Consider the following 17641-nt stretch of genomic DNA (forward strand, 5'->3'; position numbering starts at 1 on the left):
CACGATCACAGAACGTATGCAACCCATTGCCGCAGCTTGCGTCAAGTGACGGAGGCAGTGGCGCGCACGCCACTGCCTCCGTCCAAGGTCATGCCGCTTGAGTGCGCGTCAGATCCTGCCGCCGCCTTCGGCACCGGTGCCGAAGCCGCCGAAGACCGCCCCGGGGTTGATCTCCTCGATCTCCTCCGCGGCCAGCACCGCGCCCGTGCTGCGCTTGCTGCGCCGCAGTCGGCGCTCCAGCCAGCTCGCGAAGCTGGTGAGGATGAAGTTCAGCAGGATGAACATGGCCGCGACCACGATGAAGCTCGGGACGACGTTGGCGTAGTTGGCCGCGAGGGTGCCGCGCGAGTTGAGCAGCTCGGTGAAGCCGATCATCACACCGCCCAGCGCGGTGTCCTTCACGATGACCACGAGCTGGCTGACGATCGCCGGGAGCATCGCGGTGACGGCCTGCGGGAGCAGGATGCTGCTCATCGTCTGGCCCTTGCGCAGACCGATGGCGTACGCGGCCTCCGTCTGCCCCCTGGGCAGGGAGAGGATGCCGGCCCGGACGACCTCGGCGAGGACCGAGGCGTTGTAGAGCACCAGGCCGGTGACGACCGCGTAGAGGGGCCGGTCCTCGCTGCTGACGCCCGTGGAGTTTGCGTAGAGCTCGTTGGCGAACAGCATCAGCAGCAGCACGGGGATGGACCGGAAGAACTCCACCACCGTGCCGGCCGCGCCCCGCACCCACCGGTGGTCGGACAGGCGGGCGATACCGAAGACGGCGCCCAGCGGAAGGGCGATCACCATGGCGAGGGCCGCGGCCTTCAGCGTGTTGGCGAGGCCGGGGAGCAGGTATGTCGTCCAGGCCTGGGACTCGATGAACGGCTTCCACAGGGCGGAGGTGAGCTGGTCCTTCTCGTCCATCTTCTGCCACATCCACCACACGAGCAGGGCGAGGAGGACGAAGAAGACCACCGAGAAGATGACGTTGCGCCGCTTGGCGCGGGGGCCGGGAGTGTCGTACAGGACCGAACTCATCGCTTCACCGCCAGTCGCTTGCTGAACCAGCCCAGGATGAGGCCGGTCGGCAGGGTCAGTACCACGAATCCGAACGCGAAGACCGCGCCGATGAGCAGCGTCTGCGCCTCGTTCTCGATCATCGACTTCATCAGGTAGGCGGCCTCGGCGACGCCGATGGCGGCCGCCACGGTGGTGTTCTTGGTCAGCGCGATCAGGACGTTGGCCAGCGGGCCGATCACAGAGCGGAAGGCCTGCGGAAGGACGATCAGCGTGAGGGTCTGGCTGAAGCTCAGCCCGATGGCCCGGGCCGCCTCCGCCTGCCCCAGGGGCACCGTGTTGATGCCGGAGCGGATCGCCTCGCACACGAAGGCCGCGGTGTAGGCGATCAGGCCGAGCACGGCGAGCCGGAAGCCCTGGACCTTGAAGTCCTCGGCGCCCAGGGTCATGCCGAAGACGTCGGCGAGGCCGAGCGAGCTGAAGAGGATGATGACCGTCAGGGGGATGTTCCGGACGATGTTGACGTAGACGGTGGCGAACCCGCGCATCAGCGGGACCGGGCTGACCCGCATCCCGGCCAGCAGGGTGCCCCAGATCAGGGAACCGACGGCGGAGAGGGCGGTGAGTTTCACCGTCATCCAGAACGCCCCTAGGACGTCGTAACCTTCAAGAAAGTCGAACACGATCTCCCGCGCTTCCGGGTGAGTGGCGTATGAGGAGGGCGGGGCGCGCCGCCGCCGTGATCGCGACGGACGGCGGCGCACCGCAGGAACCCGCTTGGCTGAGCCTTGGTTACGAAGCGTTCGGGACGATGACGCCGATCTTCGGGGCGGGCTCGTTCTTGTACCCCGCCGGGCCGAAGTTGGCGTCGACGGCCTTCTGCCACGAGCCGTCGCTGACCATCTTCTCCAGCGCCGTGTTGATCTTGTCCACGGTCGCGGTGTCGCCCTTCTTGACGCCGACGCCGTAGTTCTCGTTGCTCAGCTTCAGGCCGGCGAGCTTGAACTTGCCCTTGTACTGCTCCTGCGAGGCGAAGCCGGCGAGGATCGAGTCGTCGGTGGTGACCGCGTCGACGGCGCCGCTCTGCAGGCCGGCGATGCACTCCGAGTAGCTGCTCAGCTCCTTGAGGTTCGCCTTGGGGGCGATCGTCTTCTGGACGTTCTGCGCCGAGGTCGAGCCGACCACGGAACACAGCTTCTTGCCGTTGAGGTCCGCGGCCTTGCTGATCTTCGAGTCCGACTTGACCAGCAGGTCCTGGTGGGCCAGCAGGTACGGGCCGGCGAAGTCGACCTTCTGCTTGCGCTCGTCGTTGATCGAGTAGGTGGCCGCGATGAACTTCACGTCACCGCGCGCGAGGGCGTTCTCGCGGTCGGCGCTCTTGGTCTCGACGAACTCGATCTGGTCCGGCTCGTAGCCGAGCTGCTTGGCGACGTACGTGGCGACGTCCACGTCGAAGCCGGCGAAGGAGCCGTCGGGCTTCTTCAGACCGAGGCCGGGCTGGTCGAACTTGATGCCGACCTTGATCTTTCCGCCGCCGCTGCCGCCGCTGGCGCTGCTGTCGGCGTCGTCCTTGTTGTCGCCGCCGCACGCGGTGGCGGCCAGGGCGAGGGCGAGTACGGCGGCCGAGGCTGCGGTGACCTTGCGAAGCTTCATGAGGACCTTCCTTGGAGTGATGAAGGACTGCGGGCGGTGCGGGTTTCCGTCAGTTGCGTCCGTCAGCGGCGTCTGCCGGCGGTGTCTGCCAGTGGTGCCCGGCGGTGGTGTCCGGCGGTGGGCGTCCGTCAGTGGTGAAGGATCTTCGACAGGAAGTCCTTTGCACGGTCGCTGCGCGGATTGCTGAAGAACTGGTCGGGCGCAGCCTCTTCGACGATGCGCCCGTCCGCCATGAACACCACGCGGTTTGCAGCCGATCGTGCGAAACCCATCTCATGGGTGACGACGATCATGGTCATCCCGTCCCGGGCGAGCTGCTGCATGACCTCGAGGACCTCGTTGATCATCTCGGGGTCCAGTGCCGAGGTCGGCTCGTCGAAGAGCATGACCTTCGGGTCCATCGCCAGCGCCCGGGCGATGGCCACGCGCTGCTGCTGTCCGCCCGAGAGCTGCGCGGGGTACTTGTCGGCCTGGGTGCCCACGCCGACCCGGTCGAGGAGGGCTCGGGCCGTCTCCTCGGCCTTCTTCTTGTCGCTCTTGCGGACCTTGATCTGGCCCAGCATCACGTTCTCGAGCACGGTCTTGTGCGCGAACAGGTTGAACGACTGGAAGACCATGCCGACGTCGGCGCGCAGCCGGGCCAGTGCCTTGCCCTCCTGAGGGAGGGACTTCCCGTCGATCGTGATCGCGCCCGCGTCGATGGTCTCCAGGCGGTTGATGGTGCGACACAGGGTCGACTTCCCGGACCCGGAGGGCCCGATCACCACGACGACCTCGCCGCGGGCGATCGTGAGATCGATGTCCTGGAGAACGTGCAACGCGCCGAAGTGCTTGTTGACGCTCTTCAGGACGACCAGTTCATCGCTTGCGACCTTGTCTTCCTTGGCCACCGATACTTCGGTCATCGCTCTGGGGCTCCGTCCTCCTCGGTTTCGGAGGACAGTAGTGACCGGCCGCGATCAGCGTCATTACATCTGAGGGGAATCTGAGCATCACGATCCGATAGCAATCGGACACGTGTCGTAGCACTTGTGAGCTGGGCGCGTATCGGGGGGATAACTAAAGCCGCGCGCAACCGGAACCCACTTGACTGCGTCCTCGTCCATCAGCGTGACTGCGTGGATGCACGCGTGCGTGTGCCCACGCTTTTACCTACCGAGAACGGACGGCCGATGAACCGGAGGGGGCCGGGATGAGACTGCTCCTCGTCGAGGACGACAACCATGTCGCAGCCGCACTGTCCGCGGTCCTCAAGCGGCACGGCTTCGACGTCACGCACGCCCGCAACGGCGAGGAGGCGCTCCAGGCGCTGGTCCCCGAGGGCCCCGGCTTCGGCGTCGTGCTGCTCGACCTGGGCCTGCCCGACCAGGACGGATACGAGGTCTGCGGCAAGATCCGCAAGCGCACCGCCACCCCGGTGATCATGGTGACGGCCCGCTCCGACGTGCGCTCCCGCATTCACGGCCTCAACCTGGGGGCCGACGACTACGTGGTGAAGCCGTACGACACCGGCGAGCTGCTCGCCCGTATCCACGCCGTCAGCCGGCGCACCGTCCACGAGGACCCGGCGGCGGGAGGCGAGGACGCGCTGCGCCTCGGGCCCGTGCAGATCGAGCTGCCCACCCGGCGCGTCACCGTGGACGGTTCGGTAATCCAACTGACTCGCAAGGAGTTCGACCTCCTCGCTCTGCTGGCCCAGCGCCCGGGCGTGGTCTTCCGGCGCGAGCAGATCATCAGCGAGGTGTGGCGCACGAGTTGGGAGGGCACCGGGCGCACCCTGGAGGTGCACGTCGCCTCCCTGCGCGCCAAGCTGCGGATGCCCGCGCTGATCGAGACCGTGCGCGGCGTGGGCTACCGGCTCGTCGCCCCGGCCGCGTAGCGGGGTCCGTTGCGCACCCGTCTCCTGCCGCTGCTCATCGTCCTGCTGGCGGCCGTGCTGCTGGCCCTCGGCGTGCCGCTCGCCGTCAGCGTGGCGGGCGCCCAGCAGCAGAAGGTGGTCGTCGACCGCATCGACGACACCGCGCGCTTCGCTGCGCTCGCCCAGTTCGTGACCGCCTCGTCGAGCACGGGCGACTCGGCGTCCGCGTCCACGAAGGAGCGGCGCGAGACTCTCAGCCGTGAGCTGACCAGCTACTACGACGTCTACGGCATCCGTGCCGCGGTCTTCTACAACACCGATGCCCCCATGGCTCCTTATCCGGCGACCTGGTTCCTCCCTCATTCGGGTGAGGTGCGGGACGCGTTCGAGGAAGCGTTGCTCAGCCGTCGCAGCCACGACCCCCAGCAGGTGTGGCCGTGGCAGAACGACCGCCTCGTCGTGGCGTCGCCGGTCATCAGGGACGGCGACGTCGTCGCGGTCGTCGTCACCGACTCGCCCACCGACGCGATGCGATTGCGGATTCTGCGCGGCTGGCTGGTCATCGGGGCGGGCGAGGCCGCCGCGATGCTGCTGGCCATCGGCGCCGCCCTCCAGCTGACGGGCTGGGTGCTCAAGCCCGTGCGCGTCCTCGACGCCACCACCCACGACATCGCCACCGGGCGGCTGAAGTCCCGGGTCGCGCCGGCCGGCGGGCCGCCGGAACTCAGACGGCTGGCCCGGTCGTTCAACGAGATGGCGGACAACGTCGAGGACGTGCTGGAACAGCAGCGCGCCTTCGTGGCCGACGCCTCGCACCAGCTGCGCAACCCGCTCGCGGCGCTGCTGCTGCGCATCGAACTGCTGGCCTACGAACTTCCGGAGGGCAACGAGGAGATCGCCTCCGTCCAGGGCGAGGGCAAACGCCTGGCCCAGGTCCTGGACGACCTGCTCGACCTGGCCCTGGCCGAGCACACCGAGGCCGATCTGCGGGTCACCGACATCGGCGCGCTGACCGCCGAGCGCGTCGCCGCCTGGGCGCCCACGGCCGAGGCCAAGGGCGTCCGGCTGGTGGGCGACTGCCCGCCCACCACGGCGTGGGCCGACCCCGTCACGCTGTCCAGCGCCCTGGACGCGGTGATCGACAACGCGGTGAAGTTCACCCCGGAGGGCGAGAGCGTCGAGGTGACGGTGGCCGCCGACGGCGAGACCTCCACCGTCGTCGTCACCGACAACGGCCCCGGACTGACCGACGAGGAACTCGCGCGCGTGGGCGACCGCTTCTGGCGCAGCGGCCGCCACCAGAACATCAAGGGCTCGGGCCTGGGCCTGTCCATCTCGCGCACCCTGCTCGCGGCGGGCGGCGGTTCCCTCTCCTACGGCCGCCACGAGCCGAACGGCCTCGAGGTGACGGTATCGGTGCCGAGGTCACCCGCGTCGTGACGAGCCGACGTACGGCTTGAGGAGCCGACGCACGGCTTGACCTGGCGACGTACGGCTTGAGGAGCCGACGTACGGCTTAGGGCTTGACGGACCGGTAGTAGCGGCGGGCGCCCTTGTGCAGGGGCAGCGGGTCGGTGTAGATGGCCGTGCGCAGGTCGACCAGCTGTGCGGAGTGCACGTCCGAGCCGATGCGGTCCCGGCTCTTGATCACGGTCCGGGTCAGCCACTCGGTGAGGCGGGGGTCCATGTCCGTACGGGTCATCAGGAGGTTGGACACCGCGATCGTCGCGACGGTCAAGCCGTTCTGGACGGTGGGGTAGGCCGACTCGGGCATGTTCGTGGCCCGGTAGTAGCCGGTGGTGTCGTCCTGGTCGTGCATCTTGGCGACGAACTCGGCGGTGATCGGCACGAACCGGAAGGTGAAGCTGTCGGCCAGCTTCTCCAACCCGGCCGTCGGCACCCCGCCGGACCAGAAGAACGCGTCGATCTTCCCCTGCTTCAGCTCCTCGGGGCCGGTGTCGATGCCCTCCGGGACGGCCTTGATGTCCTTCTCCGGGTCCAGCCCGGCCGCCTTGAGCACGCGCTCGGCGATCAGCCGCACACCGGAGCGGGACAGCCCCGTCGCCACCGTCTTGCCCCGCAGGTCCGCGACGGACCGGATGTCCGAGTCGCGCGGCACCACGAGCTGGAGGTAGTCGTCGTACAGGCGGGCCACCCCGCGCAGCCGGTCGGCCGAGCCGGGGTGCTGCGTCTCGTACGTCTCCACCGCGTCGGCCGCGGCGATGGTGAAGTCGGCCTGGCCCGTCGCCACCCGCTCGACGTTCGCCTGGGATCCGTTGCTGGTCTTCAGCGTCACCTTCAGATCGGGCATGTCCTTGGCGAGCGCCTCGCGCAGCCGACTGCCGTACTCCTGGTAGACACCGCTCGTCGAGCCCGTGCTGAAGGTGATCGACCCGCTCGGCGGCTCCTCGCCCAGCGGCAGCAGCCACCACAGCAGCAGCCCGAGGGCGACCACGCCGGCGGCCGCGGCCTGCAGGGCCCGGCGCCTGGCGATACGGGGGAACGTCCTGGACATGAGCGCGATCCTGCCAGCCGGTCCGCGGTGCTGGCCAGGGCAGGGCGCACAGCGAGGCCTTGGGGCGGGGATGTCAGTGGCCTTGGTTACAGTCGGTGCATGAGTTCCTCGCCCGCCGACCTGGTCCGTGAGTTCCACCGCGCCTTCGGACTCGACGCCCGCAGTACGCCGACCGAGGTGTCGCCCCCGCTCGCCGCGCACCGAGGGGAACTGCTCGCCGAGGAGGCCGCGGAGGTCGCCGAGGTGTCGGTGGGCGGCCCGCTGGACCGGCTGGCGCACGAACTGGCCGACGTCGTCTACGTCGCCTACGGCACGGCCCTGGTGCACGGGATCGACCTCGACGCGGTGCTCGCGGAGATCCACCGCTCCAACATGACCAAGCTGGGCCCCGACGGCCAGGTCGCCCGCCGCGCCGACGGCAAGGTCCTCAAGGGGGAGCACTACGAGGCGCCGGACGTGTCGGCGGTGCTGCGCCGCCAGGGCTGGGTGCCCGGCGGCGCAGCCTGACGTCCGGTTACGGGGCCTGGCCGCCGGCCAGCTTCCACTCCCGGTGCAACGCGCCCAGCGGGATGTCCCGTTGGAACACCGGGGTGCCGAAGATCGACAGCTGCAGCCGCAGCGTGCCGCTCAGATCGACGCCGCCGAACAAGGCCCAGGAGCCGTCCGTGTCGAACACGTCGTCGGTTCCGGTGACCGTGCCGGTGCCCTCGCCGCGGACGTACGGGGCCAGGTCGGCGATGACGCCGACGCTGCCGTACAGGCCGACGGTGGCCTGGGCGCCCAGGGCCGCCTTCACGCTTCCGGCGGTGGTCACGGAGGTCCGGACCGGGGTGCTGGTCATGTCGGAGGAGCTGACGGGGGTCCAGCCCTGGGCGAGGCCGAAGGTGCCGCCGGCCTTGAAGTCGCCCTTGAGGCTCTGCTCCACATCGACGGTGATCTTGCCGTCGCCGCTGATCTGGACGTAGCAGGTCAGGTCCAGGTTGACCACGACGGGGACGGGGCCGACCTGGAGCACCGGGTCGGCGTGCAGGACCGCGAAGGGGATCCGCACGGCGGTGGCGGAGGCGTCGGCGCGGCCCTTGAGAGACCAGGCCGAGGTCCAGTCGCCGGACACGCCCAGGTACGCCGAGGCGGGCGAGGCGTCGGCGCCCTCGCCGCCGTAGCGGAAGTCGACCTGCGGGGCGACCTGCACGAAGCCCGAGACGGAGGCGGACGCCGAGGTGGACGCGTTCCCGACGGTCGGCAGTTCGGCGCTCACGTCGAGCCGCAGGCTGCCGAGCGGGACCGTCGCCCCCTCCGGGCCGACGTGCACGTCACTGGTCTTCGACCAGGAGACGTCGACGTCGGGCAGCAGCTTGTCGACGTCGAAGGCGGCCGGGTCGACCGGCACGCTGCCCTTCGCGGTGTCGTCCCCGAGCAGGGCGTTGAGCTCGGCGGGCTCGGTCTGCACCTCCGTGCCCTCGTCGGTCTCGCCGATCACCTTCGTGACCTCGGCGAGGAGTCCCTGTGGGGCGCCGGGGGCGGGGGCGCTGGCGATCACATCGCCCACCGCCGTGCGGCGCGACGCCTGCGAGGAGCTCGGCGAAGCCGACGGGTCGGGCGAGGAGGACGTACTTTCCGAGGGCTCGGAGGACCCAGGGGGCGAACTCGGCGAGGGCGAGGAACTCCCGTCGCCCGTCCCGTCGTTGGAGGCGATGACGGCCCGTCGGGTCTTGCTGTCGTACGAGGCGACGCTGAGCTTCGTCTTCTGGGCCTCGCCGCCGGAGCTGCCCGGGCGGGCCGCGGCGGTCGCGGCGTCGGCGGGCGCTGCCGCCACCGCGAGCGAACTGTCGGCGGAGTCGGGCGAGGCGTCGGAGTCGGCCTGTCGGCCGGCCGCTGTCGCGGAGGAGGGTTCGGCCTGCGACGGGGCGGAGGAGCAGCCCGCGACGAGGAGTAGGGCGGATGCGGCTAAGGCGGGCATGAGGGCACGGGAGTGCCTCGTGCGTCGGCGCAAGGTCAGTCCTGGGGGTGGGGGATGAGAAAGGGGGACCGGCCCGGGCAGGAGTGCCTACTGGCCGGTAACAGGCCATGAGCATGCCACGGGTGCCGCACCGGAGTTCCACGATTCCGCCACGCCCCGGTGTGAGGTATGCCACGGCCGCGCCGAGGCCGGCGGGACGCCCGGAGCCACCGTGCCCAAGCTGTGTCCACGCTGTTGCCTCACGGGCTTCCGCAGCGCCCTCGCCTCCCGGCGTCCGCCCCTTCTCAGCCGCCGACGGGCGTCTGCGCGCGGCTCTCGGGGACCGGCCCCGCCGTCTCGACGTGGGCTGTCCGGCGTCCCGCCCGGCCCCCGCCCGGCCCCCCGCCCGGAGGCCGCCGGCTCTGCGAGAGCCGGCGGGGCGCCCGGAGCCGCCATGTCCTCGCTGTGCCGCCAAAGGGCCTCCGCAGCGCCCGCCTCGCCGGCGCCCGCCTCGCTTCTCGGGCGGCTGCCCCTTCTCAGTCGCCGACGGGCGTCTGTGCGCGGGTCTCGGCGACTGGTTCCGGCGTTTCGCCGCGGGTCGCCCGGTGTCGCGCCCACCAGGCCGCCAAGGGCTCCGTGTAACGGGCGGTGAGCGGGCCCAGGACGACCAGGAGCAGGACGTATGCCGTCGCCAGCGGGCCCAGGGACGGTTCGATGCCGGCGGTGACCGCGAGACCGGCGATGACGATCGAGAACTCCCCGCGCGCCACCAGCGCACCGCCCGTGCGCCAGCGTCCCTTGACGGGGATGCCGGCCCGCTTGGCCGCCCAGTAGCCGGTCGCGATCTTCGTCGCGGCGGTGACGACGGCCAGCGCGAGGGCGGGAAGGAGGACGGGAGGGATGCTCGCCGGGTCGGTGTGCAGCCCGAAGAAGACGAAGAAGACCGCCGCGAACAGGTCCCGCAGGGGACTCAGCAGCGTGTGCGCGCCCTCGGCCGCCTCCCCGGACAGTGCGATGCCCACCAGGAACGCGCCCACGGCAGCCGACACCTGGAGCTGCTGTGCCACGCCGGCCACCAGGATCGTCAGACCCAGCACGACGAGCAGCAGCTTCTCGGGGTCGTCGCTCGACACGAACCGGGAGATGACCCGGCCGTAGCGCACCGCTGCGAACAGCACGAGCCCGGCGGCGCCCAGCGCGATGGCCAGGGTGAGGCTGCCCGCAGCCAGCCCCGCCCCGGCCACCAGCGCCGTGACGATGGGCAGATAGACCGCCATCGCCAGGTCCTCCAGGACGAGCACGCTCAGGATGACGGGAGTCTCCCGGTTGCCGACCCGGCCCAGGTCGCCGAGCACCTTGGCGATCACTCCGGACGACGAGATCCAGGTGACGCCCGCCAGCACCACGGCCGCCACCGGCCCCCAGCCCAGCAGCAGCGCCGCGGCCGCGCCCGGCAGGGCGTTGAGCGCACAGTCGACGAGACCGGACGGATAGTGGGCCTTGAGGTTGGAGACCAGATCGCTCGCCGAGTACTCCAGGCCGAGCATCAGCAGCAGCAGGATGACGCCGATCTCCGCGCCGGTGGCGACGAACTCCTCGCTCGCGCCGAGCGGCAGCAGCCCGCCCTCGCCGAAGGCCAGCCCGGCCAGCAGGTACAGCGGTATCGGCGAGAGCCGGAAACGGGCGGCGAACCGGCCGAGCAGACCGAGCGCCAGGATGATGGAACCGAACTCGATCAGCAGGACTGCGGAGTGCACGCGATCACTCCCGCCCGATTATCGCCGCGGCCGCGTCCACACCCTCGCGGGTGCCGATGACGATGAGGGTGTCGCCGCCCGCCAGCCGGAAGTCCGGCGTCGGGGACGGTATCGCCTCGGCCCGCCGCAGCACCGCCACGATCGACGCGCCCGTCTCCGTGCGCATCCGGGTGTCGCCCAGCACCCGCCCGTTCCAGCGCGAGGTCGCGGCCACCTCGATCCGCTCGGCGACCAGCCCCAGGTCCGTCGTGTACAACAGGCTCGCGCTGTGGTGGGACGGCTTCAGCGCGTCGATCAGCGAGCCCGCCTCGGCGCCGCTCAGCCGCAGGGACTGGGCGCAGGAGTCCGGGTCGTCGGCCCCGTAGAAGCTGACGGTACGGGCGCCGTCGCGATGCGCCACCACCGACAGGTGGCGCTGCTCCCGCGTCACGAGGTCGTACTGGACCCCGATCCCTGGCAGCGGCGTCGTCCGGAGGCGTGGTGCAGACACGTTTCTTCCCCTTGTCGGTCGTTCGTGTGCGGTGTCGGCGGTTCGGTCGTTCCCGCGTCTGGTCGTTCATGCGTTCGGTGGGCGGAGCCGCCATGCTGCCATCCACCCGTACGGTGGCGACATGGGTGCCGTGACGGATGGACAGGGTCGACGAACGACAGAGAGGCTGGTCACGGCGGTGCCATGGAGGAGCCGGAGAGGAGGAGCCGCACACGTGTCGCTGTTCTGGCGGATCTTCGCCCTGAACGCCGTCGGTCTGGCCGCGGCCGCCGCGCTGCTGCTGGGCCCGGTCACCGTGTCCACTCCGGTCCGGCCGGGCGAGGCGCTCGTCGTAGCGGCGGGGCTGGTCGCACTGCTGGCCGTCAACGCCGTCGTGCTGCGGGTCGGACTGGCTCCGCTGGGACGGCTGGGCCGGGCCATGGCCGACGCGGACCTGCTGCGCCCAGGGGCCCGTGCCGTGGTCTCCGGGCCGGTGGAGACGGCCCAGCTGATCACGACGTACAACGCGATGCTCGACCGGCTGGAGGCCGAGCGCGCCGCCAGCGTGGCCAGGGCGCTGTCCGCTCAGGAACGCGAGCGCCATCGCATCGCCCGCGAGCTCCACGACGAGGTCGGGCAGACCCTGACCGCCGTGCTCCTCCAGCTCAAGCACGTCGCCGAGCGGGCTCCACGGGACCTGCGTGAGGAGGTGGGGCAGGCCCAGGAAGCCACCCGGGCCGGCCTCGACGAGATCCGCCGTATCGCCCGCCGGCTGCGCCCCGGCGTCCTGGACGAGCTCGGGCTGCTCAGCGCGCTGCGTTCGCTCGCGGCCGAGTTCACCACGCATGGCCTGTCGGTGCGCCACGACCTGCACACCGATCTGCCCCCGCTGACCGAGGAGACGGAACTCGTGCTCTACCGCGTCGCCCAGGAAGCCCTCACCAACACCGCCCGGCACGCCGGCGCCGACCGCGCCGAACTCCGCCTCCACCCGGTCGCCGACGGCGTCGAACTCGTCGTACGGGACAACGGCAGGGGCATCGGTACGGCGACGGAGGAGGGCGCCGGCATCGCGGGGATGCGCGAACGGGCCCTGCTGATCGGCGCGACCCTCACCCTCGCCTCGGTGGCGACCGGCGGTGACGGGGTCGGCGGGAACGGCGGGAACGGCGGGGTCGTCAGGGACGGAGGGGTCGTCAGGGACGGAGGGGTCGTCGGGAGCGGCCGGGGGACCGTCGTACGGCTGAGGAGCGCGGCGAAGCCGGGGACGGCTGTGGATCCGGTCGCCCTCGGAGGACGCTGATGTCCGACGAGACGCGACCCGGCTCGGCGGTGCGATCGGGCTCGCCGACCCGCGTGCTGCTCGCCGACGACCACACGCTCGTACGGCGGGGGGTGCGGCTGATTCTGGACGGGGAGCCGGATCTGACGGTGGTGGCCGAGGCCGGGGACGGGGCCGAGGCGGTCGAGCGGGCCCGGGCCGGGGACGTCGATCTGGCGGTCCTCGACGTGGCGATGCCCCGGATGACCGGTCTCCAGGCGGCCCGCGAGCTCTCCCGCAGACTGCCCGACCTGCGCATCCTCATCCTCACCATGTACGACAACGAGCAGTACTTCTTCGAGGCCCTCAAGGCCGGGGCCGGCGGTTACGTCCTGAAGTCCGTCGCGGACCGCGACCTCGTCGAGGCGTGCCGGGCGGTGGTGCGCGACGAGCCGTTCATCTACCCGGGCGCGGAGCGGGCCCTCGTGCGCTCGTATCTGGAGCGGCTGCACCGCGGTGAGGGCGTGGGCGGTAGCGGAGGCGGCGGTGTGGACGGGCTGCCCGAGCGGCCCATCACCGAGCGCGAGGAGGAGATCCTGAAGCTCGTCGCCGAGGGCTTCACCTCCCGGGAGATCGGCGCGCTGCTGTACATCAGCGCCAAGACGGTCGAACGCCACCGCGCCAACCTCCTGGCCAAGCTCGGCATGCGCGACCGTCTGGAACTGACCCGGTACGCCATCCGGGTCGGCCTCATCGACCCCTGAGGCCCCGGGCCTCCCCGAGGCACCGGGGTGGGGCTCTCCGTGGACCGCCTACCCTTGAGGAATGACCAGCAGCAGCGACCGGAGCCTCGCAGTGGACGTTCACGCACCCAAGAGCTACGAAATCCGCACCTACGGGTGCCAGATGAACGTCCACGACTCCGAGCGATTGTCCGGGCTGCTCGAAGACGCCGGGTATGTGCGCGCCCCCGAGGGGTCGGACGGCGACGCGGACGTCGTCGTCTTCAACACCTGCGCGGTGCGCGAGAACGCCGACAACCGGCTGTACGGCAACCTCGGTCGGCTCGCGCCCCGGAAGGCCTCGCGCCCGGGCATGCAGATCGCGGTCGGCGGCTGCCTCGCCCAGAAGGACCGCGACACCATCGTGAAGAGGGCGCCCTGGGTGGACGTCGTCTTCGGCACGCACAACATCGGCAAGCTGCCGGTCCTGCTGGAACGCGCGCGCGTGCAGGAAGAGGCGCAGGTCGAGATCGCGGAGTCCCTGGAGGCCTTCCCCTCCACGCTGCCCACCCGCCGCGAGAGCGCCTACGCGGCCTGGGTGTCGATCTCCGTCGGCTGCAACAACACGTGCACCTTCTGCATCGTCCCGGCGCTGCGCGGCAAGGAGAAGGACCGCCGCACCGGCGACATCCTCGCCGAGATCGACGCGCTGGTCGGCGAGGGCGTCTCCGAGATCACCCTGCTCGGCCAGAACGTCAACGCCTACGGCTCCGACATCGGCGACCGCGAGGCCTTCAGCAAGCTGCTGCGCGCGTGCGGCGCGATCGAGGGCCTGGAGCGCGTCCGCTTCACCTCCCCACACCCGCGAGACTTCACCGACGACGTCATCGCCGCCATGGCCGAGACGCCCAACGTGATGCCGCAGCTGCACATGCCCCTGCAGTCCGGCTCGGACCCGGTGCTGAAGGCGATGCGCCGCTCCTACCGGCAGGACCGTTACCTCGGGATCATCGAGAAGGTCCGCGCCGCGATCCCGCACGCGGCGATCACCACCGACATCATCGTGGGCTTCCCCGGCGAGACCGAGGAGGACTTCGAGCAGACCCTGCACGTCGTGCGCGAGGCCCGCTTCGCCCAGGCCTTCACCTTCCAGTACTCCAAGCGCCCCGGCACCCCGGCCGCGACCATGGAGAACCAGATTCCCAAGGAGGTCGTCCAGGCGCGCTACGAGCGTCTCGTCGCCCTTCAGGAGGAGATCTCCTGGGCGGAGAACAAGAAGCAGGTCGGCCGCACCCTGGAGCTGATGGTGGCCGAGGGCGAGGGCCGCAAGGACGGCGCCACCCACCGCCTCTCCGGCCGCGCCCCCGACAACCGCCTGGTCCACTTCACCAAGCCGGAGCAGGAGGTGCGCCCCGGCGACGTCGTCACCGTGGAGATCACGTACGCCGCCCCGCACCACCTCCTCGCCGAGGGCGCCACCCTGGACGTGCGCCGCACGCGCGCGGGGGACGCCTGGGAGAAGCGCACCGCCGAGAAGGCGGCGAAGCCGGCCGGCGTGCTGCTGGGCCTGCCCAAGATCGGCGTCCCCGCGCCGCTCCCGGTCGCCACGGGCAGCGGCTGCGGCTGCGACTGACCTCGGGACGCCTTAACGCGGTGCCTTAAAGGGGTGCCCTTAGCGGTGCCTCAAAGGGGTGCCTCAAGGACTGGGTTTCCGGGGCGCGCATTAAAGGGGCCGGGTTCCCGGGGCGCGCCTGGAAGGGACTTGGTTCCCGGAGTGCCTTATAGGGCTGGGTACGGGGTTACGCTGCCGATCATGCTTGTCGCCGCCGCAGTCTGCCCCTGCCCGCCCCTTCTCGTGCCCGAGGTCGCCGCGGGCGCCGCACCCGAGCTGGACACCGCGCGTGCCGCCTGTTCCGACGCGCTGGCGGTGCTGGCGGCCGCCCGGCCGGACCGGCTCGTGGTGGTCGGACCCGCCGAGCGGTCGGGGCGCGGCCCGCACCCGGAGGGGACGCCGGGCTCGTTCCGCGGCTTCGGCGTGGACCTCGCCGTACGGCTGGGCCGGGGCGAACCGGACCCGTCGGCCGAGGGCGCGCTGCCGCCCTCCCTCGCCGTCGCCGCCTGGCTGCTGGAGCGGACCGGGTGGTCGGCCGCCCCGATCGAGGGACTCGGGGTGGGGGAGCCGCTCGCTCCCGAGCGGTGCGTCGAGGCCGGACGGGACATCGGCGCGCGGCCGGGGCGGATCGCGCTGCTGGTGATGGGCGACGGCAGCGCCTGCCGGACGCTGAAGGCCCCCGGATATCTCGACGAGCGCGCCGCGCCCTTCGACGCGGCGGTCGCCCGGGCGCTGGGCGCGGCGGACGTGGCCGCCCTCAAGGCGCTGGACACCGAGCCGGCACAGGAACTGAAGGCCTCGGGCCGGGCGCCCTGGCAGGTGCTCGCGGGCGCCGCCGAGGGTGCCGGGCTGGCCGGCGAGCTGCTGTACGAGGACGCGCCGTACGGCGTGGGATACGTGGTCGCGACCTGGTCCTAGCCGACTTGGTCCTCACCGGACTGGTCCCAGCTGATCTGGTCCTCACCGGTCTGGTCCTCGCTGGTCTGGTGAAACGGCGGACGGCCGCGAGCGTTTCCGCTCCGCGGCCGTCCGCCGATCGATGCGCCCGGGGTGAGGGGGGTGCTCAGGAGGCCGGCGGGGGTGTGCTCGGCGGGGTGAAGGTGTCCCCGCCCTTGTCGGCTCCCGGTGCGTCCTTGTGCGCGAGCCGGTCCATGGCGCCCTTGGCCTTGTCGGTGCCCGTGTGGATCGTCCCGCTGTACTTGCCCTTGGTCTTCTCGTCGACGACCTTCGCGGCCTTGTCGATGCCGTTCTGGATCTTGTCGCCGTGCTGCTGGGCGAGGCCCGAGACCTTGCCCTTGGCCGGGGTCAGCCTGGCCTTCAGATTGTCCAAAAGACCCATGGGTCACCTTTCCTTGCGGGCCCGCTAGGTGCGGGCGCCCTCGCCGGCTTCGCTGTCGACCGCCTCTACGGCGGACTGTTGCCTGGGGATCTCGACGCCGTCGGCGGCGGCGACCGGCTCCGACGAGGCTTCGGCCGCCTCCTGCGCGCCCTCCGCCGGCTGCTCCGCCTCGTCGCCGTGCTCCGGCGTATCGGCCGGCGTATCGGCCGGCGCCTCGGCGGCCGTCGTCGCAGCCTCCCCGAAGGTCGCCTTCCCCGTCGTCGCCCCCGTAGCCGTCATTTCCGCAACCGCGTCCTCCGAGGCCACGTTCTCCGAGGCCGCGTTCTCCGTGACCTTCGACCTCCGGAAAAGTCGCGCCATAACGCCCATATCCACTCCATACGGTACTCGTGCGGGCGAAATCCCGCGTTGCCCGGTACGCCCATGTGCGCCACCGGGGGTCGCCGTCCTGCGCTCCGGCGACGGGAATCTCGCAACGGCAACGACACCGGACTCGTGTCGTCACGTAACCCGTTCGAGGGCGGGGGGCGAGGTTTGCGAGACTGGTGCAGTGAGCAGCACACCCCCCGCCCCCCGCGTCATCGCCGTCGTCGGACCGACCGCGGCCGGAAAGTCCGATCTGGGCGTCTTCCTGGCCCAGCGACTCGGCGGCGAGGTCGTCAACGCCGACTCCATGCAGCTCTACCGAGGGATGGACATCGGCACCGCCAAGCTGACGCCCGAGGAACGCGAAGGCGTCCCGCACCACCTCATGGACATCTGGGACGTCACCGTCACCGCCTCCGTCGCCGAGTACCAGAGGCTGGCCCGCGCCAGGATCGACGCCCTGCTTGCCGAAGGCCGCTGGCCGATCCTGGTCGGCGGCTCCGGGCTCTACGTCCGCGGGGCCGTCGACAACCTGGAGTTCCCCGGCACCGACCCCGAGGTCAGGGCCCGGCTCGAGGAGGAGCTCACCCTGCGCGGCTCCGGTGCGCTGCACGCCCGGCTGGCCGCCGCCGATCCCGAGGCCGCGCACGCGATCCTGCCCAGCAACGGCCGCCGTATCGTCCGGGCCCTCGAGGTGATCGAGATCACCGGCAAGCCGTTCACGGCCAATCTGCCCGGTCATGACTCCGTCTACGACACCGTCCAGATCGGCGTCGACGTCGCGCGCCCCGAACTCGACGAGCGCATCGCCCGTCGCGTCGACCGCATGTGGGACGCGGGGCTCGTGGACGAGGTCCGCGCGCTGGAGGCGCAGGGCCTGCGCGAGGGGCGTACGGCCTCGCGCGCGCTCGGCTATCAGCAGGTCCTCGCGGCCCTGACCGGTGAGAGCACGCAGGAGGAGGCGCGCGCGGAGACCGTCCGTGCCACCAAGCGCTTCGCGCGCCGTCAGGATTCATGGTTCAGGCGCGACCCGCGGGTGCACTGGTTGAGTGGGGCCGTGGCGGATCGCGCAGAACTTCCGCGACTCGCACTGGCGTTGGTCGAACGACCGGTCACAGCCTGATCACGTCATGGCATCGGGACGCTCC

18 protein-coding genes are annotated in these 17641 nt (G+C 71.0%); 8 read left to right on the forward strand and 10 right to left on the reverse strand.

Annotated features, from left to right (window positions below; translation table 11 throughout):
• Window positions 1–108 precede the first annotated feature (108 nt).
• The 4 genes from OG562_RS31625 to OG562_RS31640 form a co-directional block, all read right to left on the reverse strand.
• Window positions 109–1023, reverse strand: coding sequence for an amino acid ABC transporter permease (locus tag OG562_RS31625; protein WP_266404001.1), 915 nt, complete (start codon window positions 1021–1023; stop codon window positions 109–111).
• Window positions 1020–1685, reverse strand: coding sequence for an amino acid ABC transporter permease (locus tag OG562_RS31630; RefSeq protein WP_266404004.1), 666 nt, complete (start codon window positions 1683–1685; stop codon window positions 1020–1022). The genes OG562_RS31625 and OG562_RS31630 overlap by 4 nt, the downstream gene beginning before the upstream one ends.
• 109 nt (window positions 1686–1794) lie before the next feature.
• Window positions 1795–2655, reverse strand: a complete 861-nt coding sequence (locus OG562_RS31635) for a glutamate ABC transporter substrate-binding protein (RefSeq protein ID WP_266404007.1) — start codon at window positions 2653–2655, stop codon at window positions 1795–1797.
• A 128-nt stretch (window positions 2656–2783) separates the two neighbouring features.
• Window positions 2784–3560, reverse strand: a complete 777-nt coding sequence (locus OG562_RS31640; protein ID WP_266404009.1) for an amino acid ABC transporter ATP-binding protein — start codon at window positions 3558–3560, stop codon at window positions 2784–2786.
• Between the two features lie 287 nt (window positions 3561–3847).
• Here OG562_RS31640 and OG562_RS31645 point away from each other — a divergent pair, with 287 nt between their 5' ends.
• Window positions 3848–4534, forward strand: coding sequence for a response regulator transcription factor (locus tag OG562_RS31645; protein ID WP_266404012.1), 687 nt, complete (start codon window positions 3848–3850; stop codon window positions 4532–4534).
• Window positions 4535–4543: 9 nt separating this feature from the next.
• Window positions 4544–5953, forward strand: a complete 1410-nt coding sequence (locus OG562_RS31650; RefSeq protein ID WP_266404015.1) for a HAMP domain-containing sensor histidine kinase — start codon at window positions 4544–4546, stop codon at window positions 5951–5953.
• A gap of 76 nt (window positions 5954–6029) precedes the next feature.
• On the opposite strand, the gene OG562_RS31655 is transcribed toward OG562_RS31650, so the two are convergent.
• On the reverse strand, window positions 6030–7028 hold the full coding sequence (locus OG562_RS31655) for a TAXI family TRAP transporter solute-binding subunit (protein ID WP_266404017.1): 999 nt from the start codon (window positions 7026–7028) through the stop codon (window positions 6030–6032).
• 99 nt (window positions 7029–7127) lie between these two features.
• Between OG562_RS31655 and OG562_RS31660 the strand changes: the two genes are divergently transcribed.
• A complete protein-coding gene (locus OG562_RS31660; RefSeq protein ID WP_266404019.1) occupies window positions 7128–7535 on the forward strand; it encodes a MazG nucleotide pyrophosphohydrolase domain-containing protein in 408 nt (135 codons plus the stop codon).
• 7 nt (window positions 7536–7542) lie between these two features.
• Here the strand turns inward: OG562_RS31660 and OG562_RS31665 are convergent, their stop codons facing one another.
• The 3 genes from OG562_RS31665 to OG562_RS31675 all read right to left on the reverse strand — a co-directional run bounded on the left by OG562_RS31665 (window position 7543) and on the right by OG562_RS31675 (window position 11214).
• On the reverse strand, window positions 7543–8988 hold the full coding sequence (locus tag OG562_RS31665; RefSeq protein ID WP_266404021.1) for a hypothetical protein: 1446 nt from the start codon (window positions 8986–8988) through the stop codon (window positions 7543–7545).
• A 515-nt stretch (window positions 8989–9503) separates the two neighbouring features.
• Window positions 9504–10724 (reverse strand): cation:proton antiporter, encoded by a 1221-nt coding sequence (locus OG562_RS31670; protein WP_266404024.1) that lies wholly within the window; start codon window positions 10722–10724, stop codon window positions 9504–9506.
• A gap of 4 nt (window positions 10725–10728) precedes the next feature.
• Window positions 10729–11214, reverse strand: coding sequence for a cation:proton antiporter regulatory subunit (locus OG562_RS31675; protein WP_266404027.1), 486 nt, complete (start codon window positions 11212–11214; stop codon window positions 10729–10731).
• Window positions 11215–11428: 214 nt separating this feature from the next.
• Here OG562_RS31675 and OG562_RS31680 point away from each other — a divergent pair, with 214 nt between their 5' ends.
• The 4 genes from OG562_RS31680 (at window position 11429) to OG562_RS31695 (ending at window position 15706) form a co-directional block, all read left to right on the forward strand.
• Window positions 11429–12496 carry a sensor histidine kinase gene (locus tag OG562_RS31680; protein WP_266404029.1) on the forward strand — a complete coding sequence of 356 codons (1068 nt, stop codon included), beginning with the start codon at window positions 11429–11431 and terminating at the stop codon, window positions 12494–12496.
• Window positions 12496–13218: a response regulator transcription factor gene (locus tag OG562_RS31685; protein ID WP_266404031.1), complete on the forward strand. Its 723-nt coding sequence runs from the start codon at window positions 12496–12498 to the stop codon at window positions 13216–13218. The genes OG562_RS31680 and OG562_RS31685 overlap by 1 nt, the downstream gene beginning before the upstream one ends.
• A gap of 61 nt (window positions 13219–13279) precedes the next feature.
• Window positions 13280–14809, forward strand: a complete 1530-nt coding sequence (miaB, locus tag OG562_RS31690; protein ID WP_266404034.1) for a tRNA (N6-isopentenyl adenosine(37)-C2)-methylthiotransferase MiaB — start codon at window positions 13280–13282, stop codon at window positions 14807–14809.
• A gap of 180 nt (window positions 14810–14989) precedes the next feature.
• The gene (locus OG562_RS31695; RefSeq protein ID WP_266404037.1) at window positions 14990–15706 is read left to right on the forward strand and encodes a class III extradiol dioxygenase subunit B-like domain-containing protein; all 717 of its coding nucleotides are present in this window, start codon (window positions 14990–14992) and stop codon (window positions 15704–15706) included.
• Between the two features lie 145 nt (window positions 15707–15851).
• Here OG562_RS31695 and OG562_RS31700 read toward each other — a convergent pair whose 3' ends face one another.
• Window positions 15852–16127 (reverse strand): antitoxin, encoded by a 276-nt coding sequence (locus OG562_RS31700; RefSeq protein ID WP_266404040.1) that lies wholly within the window; start codon window positions 16125–16127, stop codon window positions 15852–15854.
• A 24-nt stretch (window positions 16128–16151) separates the two neighbouring features.
• Window positions 16152–16487, reverse strand: coding sequence for a hypothetical protein (locus OG562_RS31705; RefSeq protein WP_266404042.1), 336 nt, complete (start codon window positions 16485–16487; stop codon window positions 16152–16154).
• Window positions 16488–16677: 190 nt separating this feature from the next.
• Between OG562_RS31705 and miaA the strand changes: the two genes are divergently transcribed.
• Window positions 16678–17616 carry a tRNA (adenosine(37)-N6)-dimethylallyltransferase MiaA gene (miaA, locus tag OG562_RS31710; RefSeq protein WP_266404045.1) on the forward strand — a complete coding sequence of 313 codons (939 nt, stop codon included), beginning with the start codon at window positions 16678–16680 and terminating at the stop codon, window positions 17614–17616.
• The last annotated feature ends 25 nt before the right edge of the window (window positions 17617–17641 follow it).

It is taken from the genome of Streptomyces sp. NBC_01275 (assembly GCF_026340655.1).
Classification (GTDB): domain Bacteria; phylum Actinomycetota; class Actinomycetes; order Streptomycetales; family Streptomycetaceae; genus Streptomyces.

Coding starts and splice junctions, on each gene's coding strand:
- OG562_RS31625 (WP_266404001.1), bottom strand. CDS start 1,023: ATGAGTTCGGTCCTGTACGACACTCCCGGCCCCCGCGCCAAGCGGCGC.
- OG562_RS31635 (WP_266404007.1), bottom strand. CDS start 2,655: ATGAAGCTTCGCAAGGTCACCGCAGCCTCGGCCGCCGTACTCGCCCTC.
- OG562_RS31640 (WP_266404009.1), bottom strand. CDS start 3,560: ATGACCGAAGTATCGGTGGCCAAGGAAGACAAGGTCGCAAGCGATGAA.
- OG562_RS31645 (WP_266404012.1), top strand. CDS start 3,848: ATGAGACTGCTCCTCGTCGAGGACGACAACCATGTCGCAGCCGCACTG.
- OG562_RS31655 (WP_266404017.1), bottom strand. CDS start 7,028: ATGTCCAGGACGTTCCCCCGTATCGCCAGGCGCCGGGCCCTGCAGGCC.
- OG562_RS31660 (WP_266404019.1), top strand. CDS start 7,128: ATGAGTTCCTCGCCCGCCGACCTGGTCCGTGAGTTCCACCGCGCCTTC.
- OG562_RS31665 (WP_266404021.1), bottom strand. CDS start 8,988: ATGCCCGCCTTAGCCGCATCCGCCCTACTCCTCGTCGCGGGCTGCTCC.
- OG562_RS31685 (WP_266404031.1), top strand. CDS start 12,496: ATGTCCGACGAGACGCGACCCGGCTCGGCGGTGCGATCGGGCTCGCCG.
- miaB (WP_266404034.1), top strand. CDS start 13,280: ATGACCAGCAGCAGCGACCGGAGCCTCGCAGTGGACGTTCACGCACCC.
- OG562_RS31695 (WP_266404037.1), top strand. CDS start 14,990: ATGCTTGTCGCCGCCGCAGTCTGCCCCTGCCCGCCCCTTCTCGTGCCC.
- OG562_RS31700 (WP_266404040.1), bottom strand. CDS start 16,127: ATGGGTCTTTTGGACAATCTGAAGGCCAGGCTGACCCCGGCCAAGGGC.
- OG562_RS31705 (WP_266404042.1), bottom strand. CDS start 16,487: ATGGCGCGACTTTTCCGGAGGTCGAAGGTCACGGAGAACGCGGCCTCG.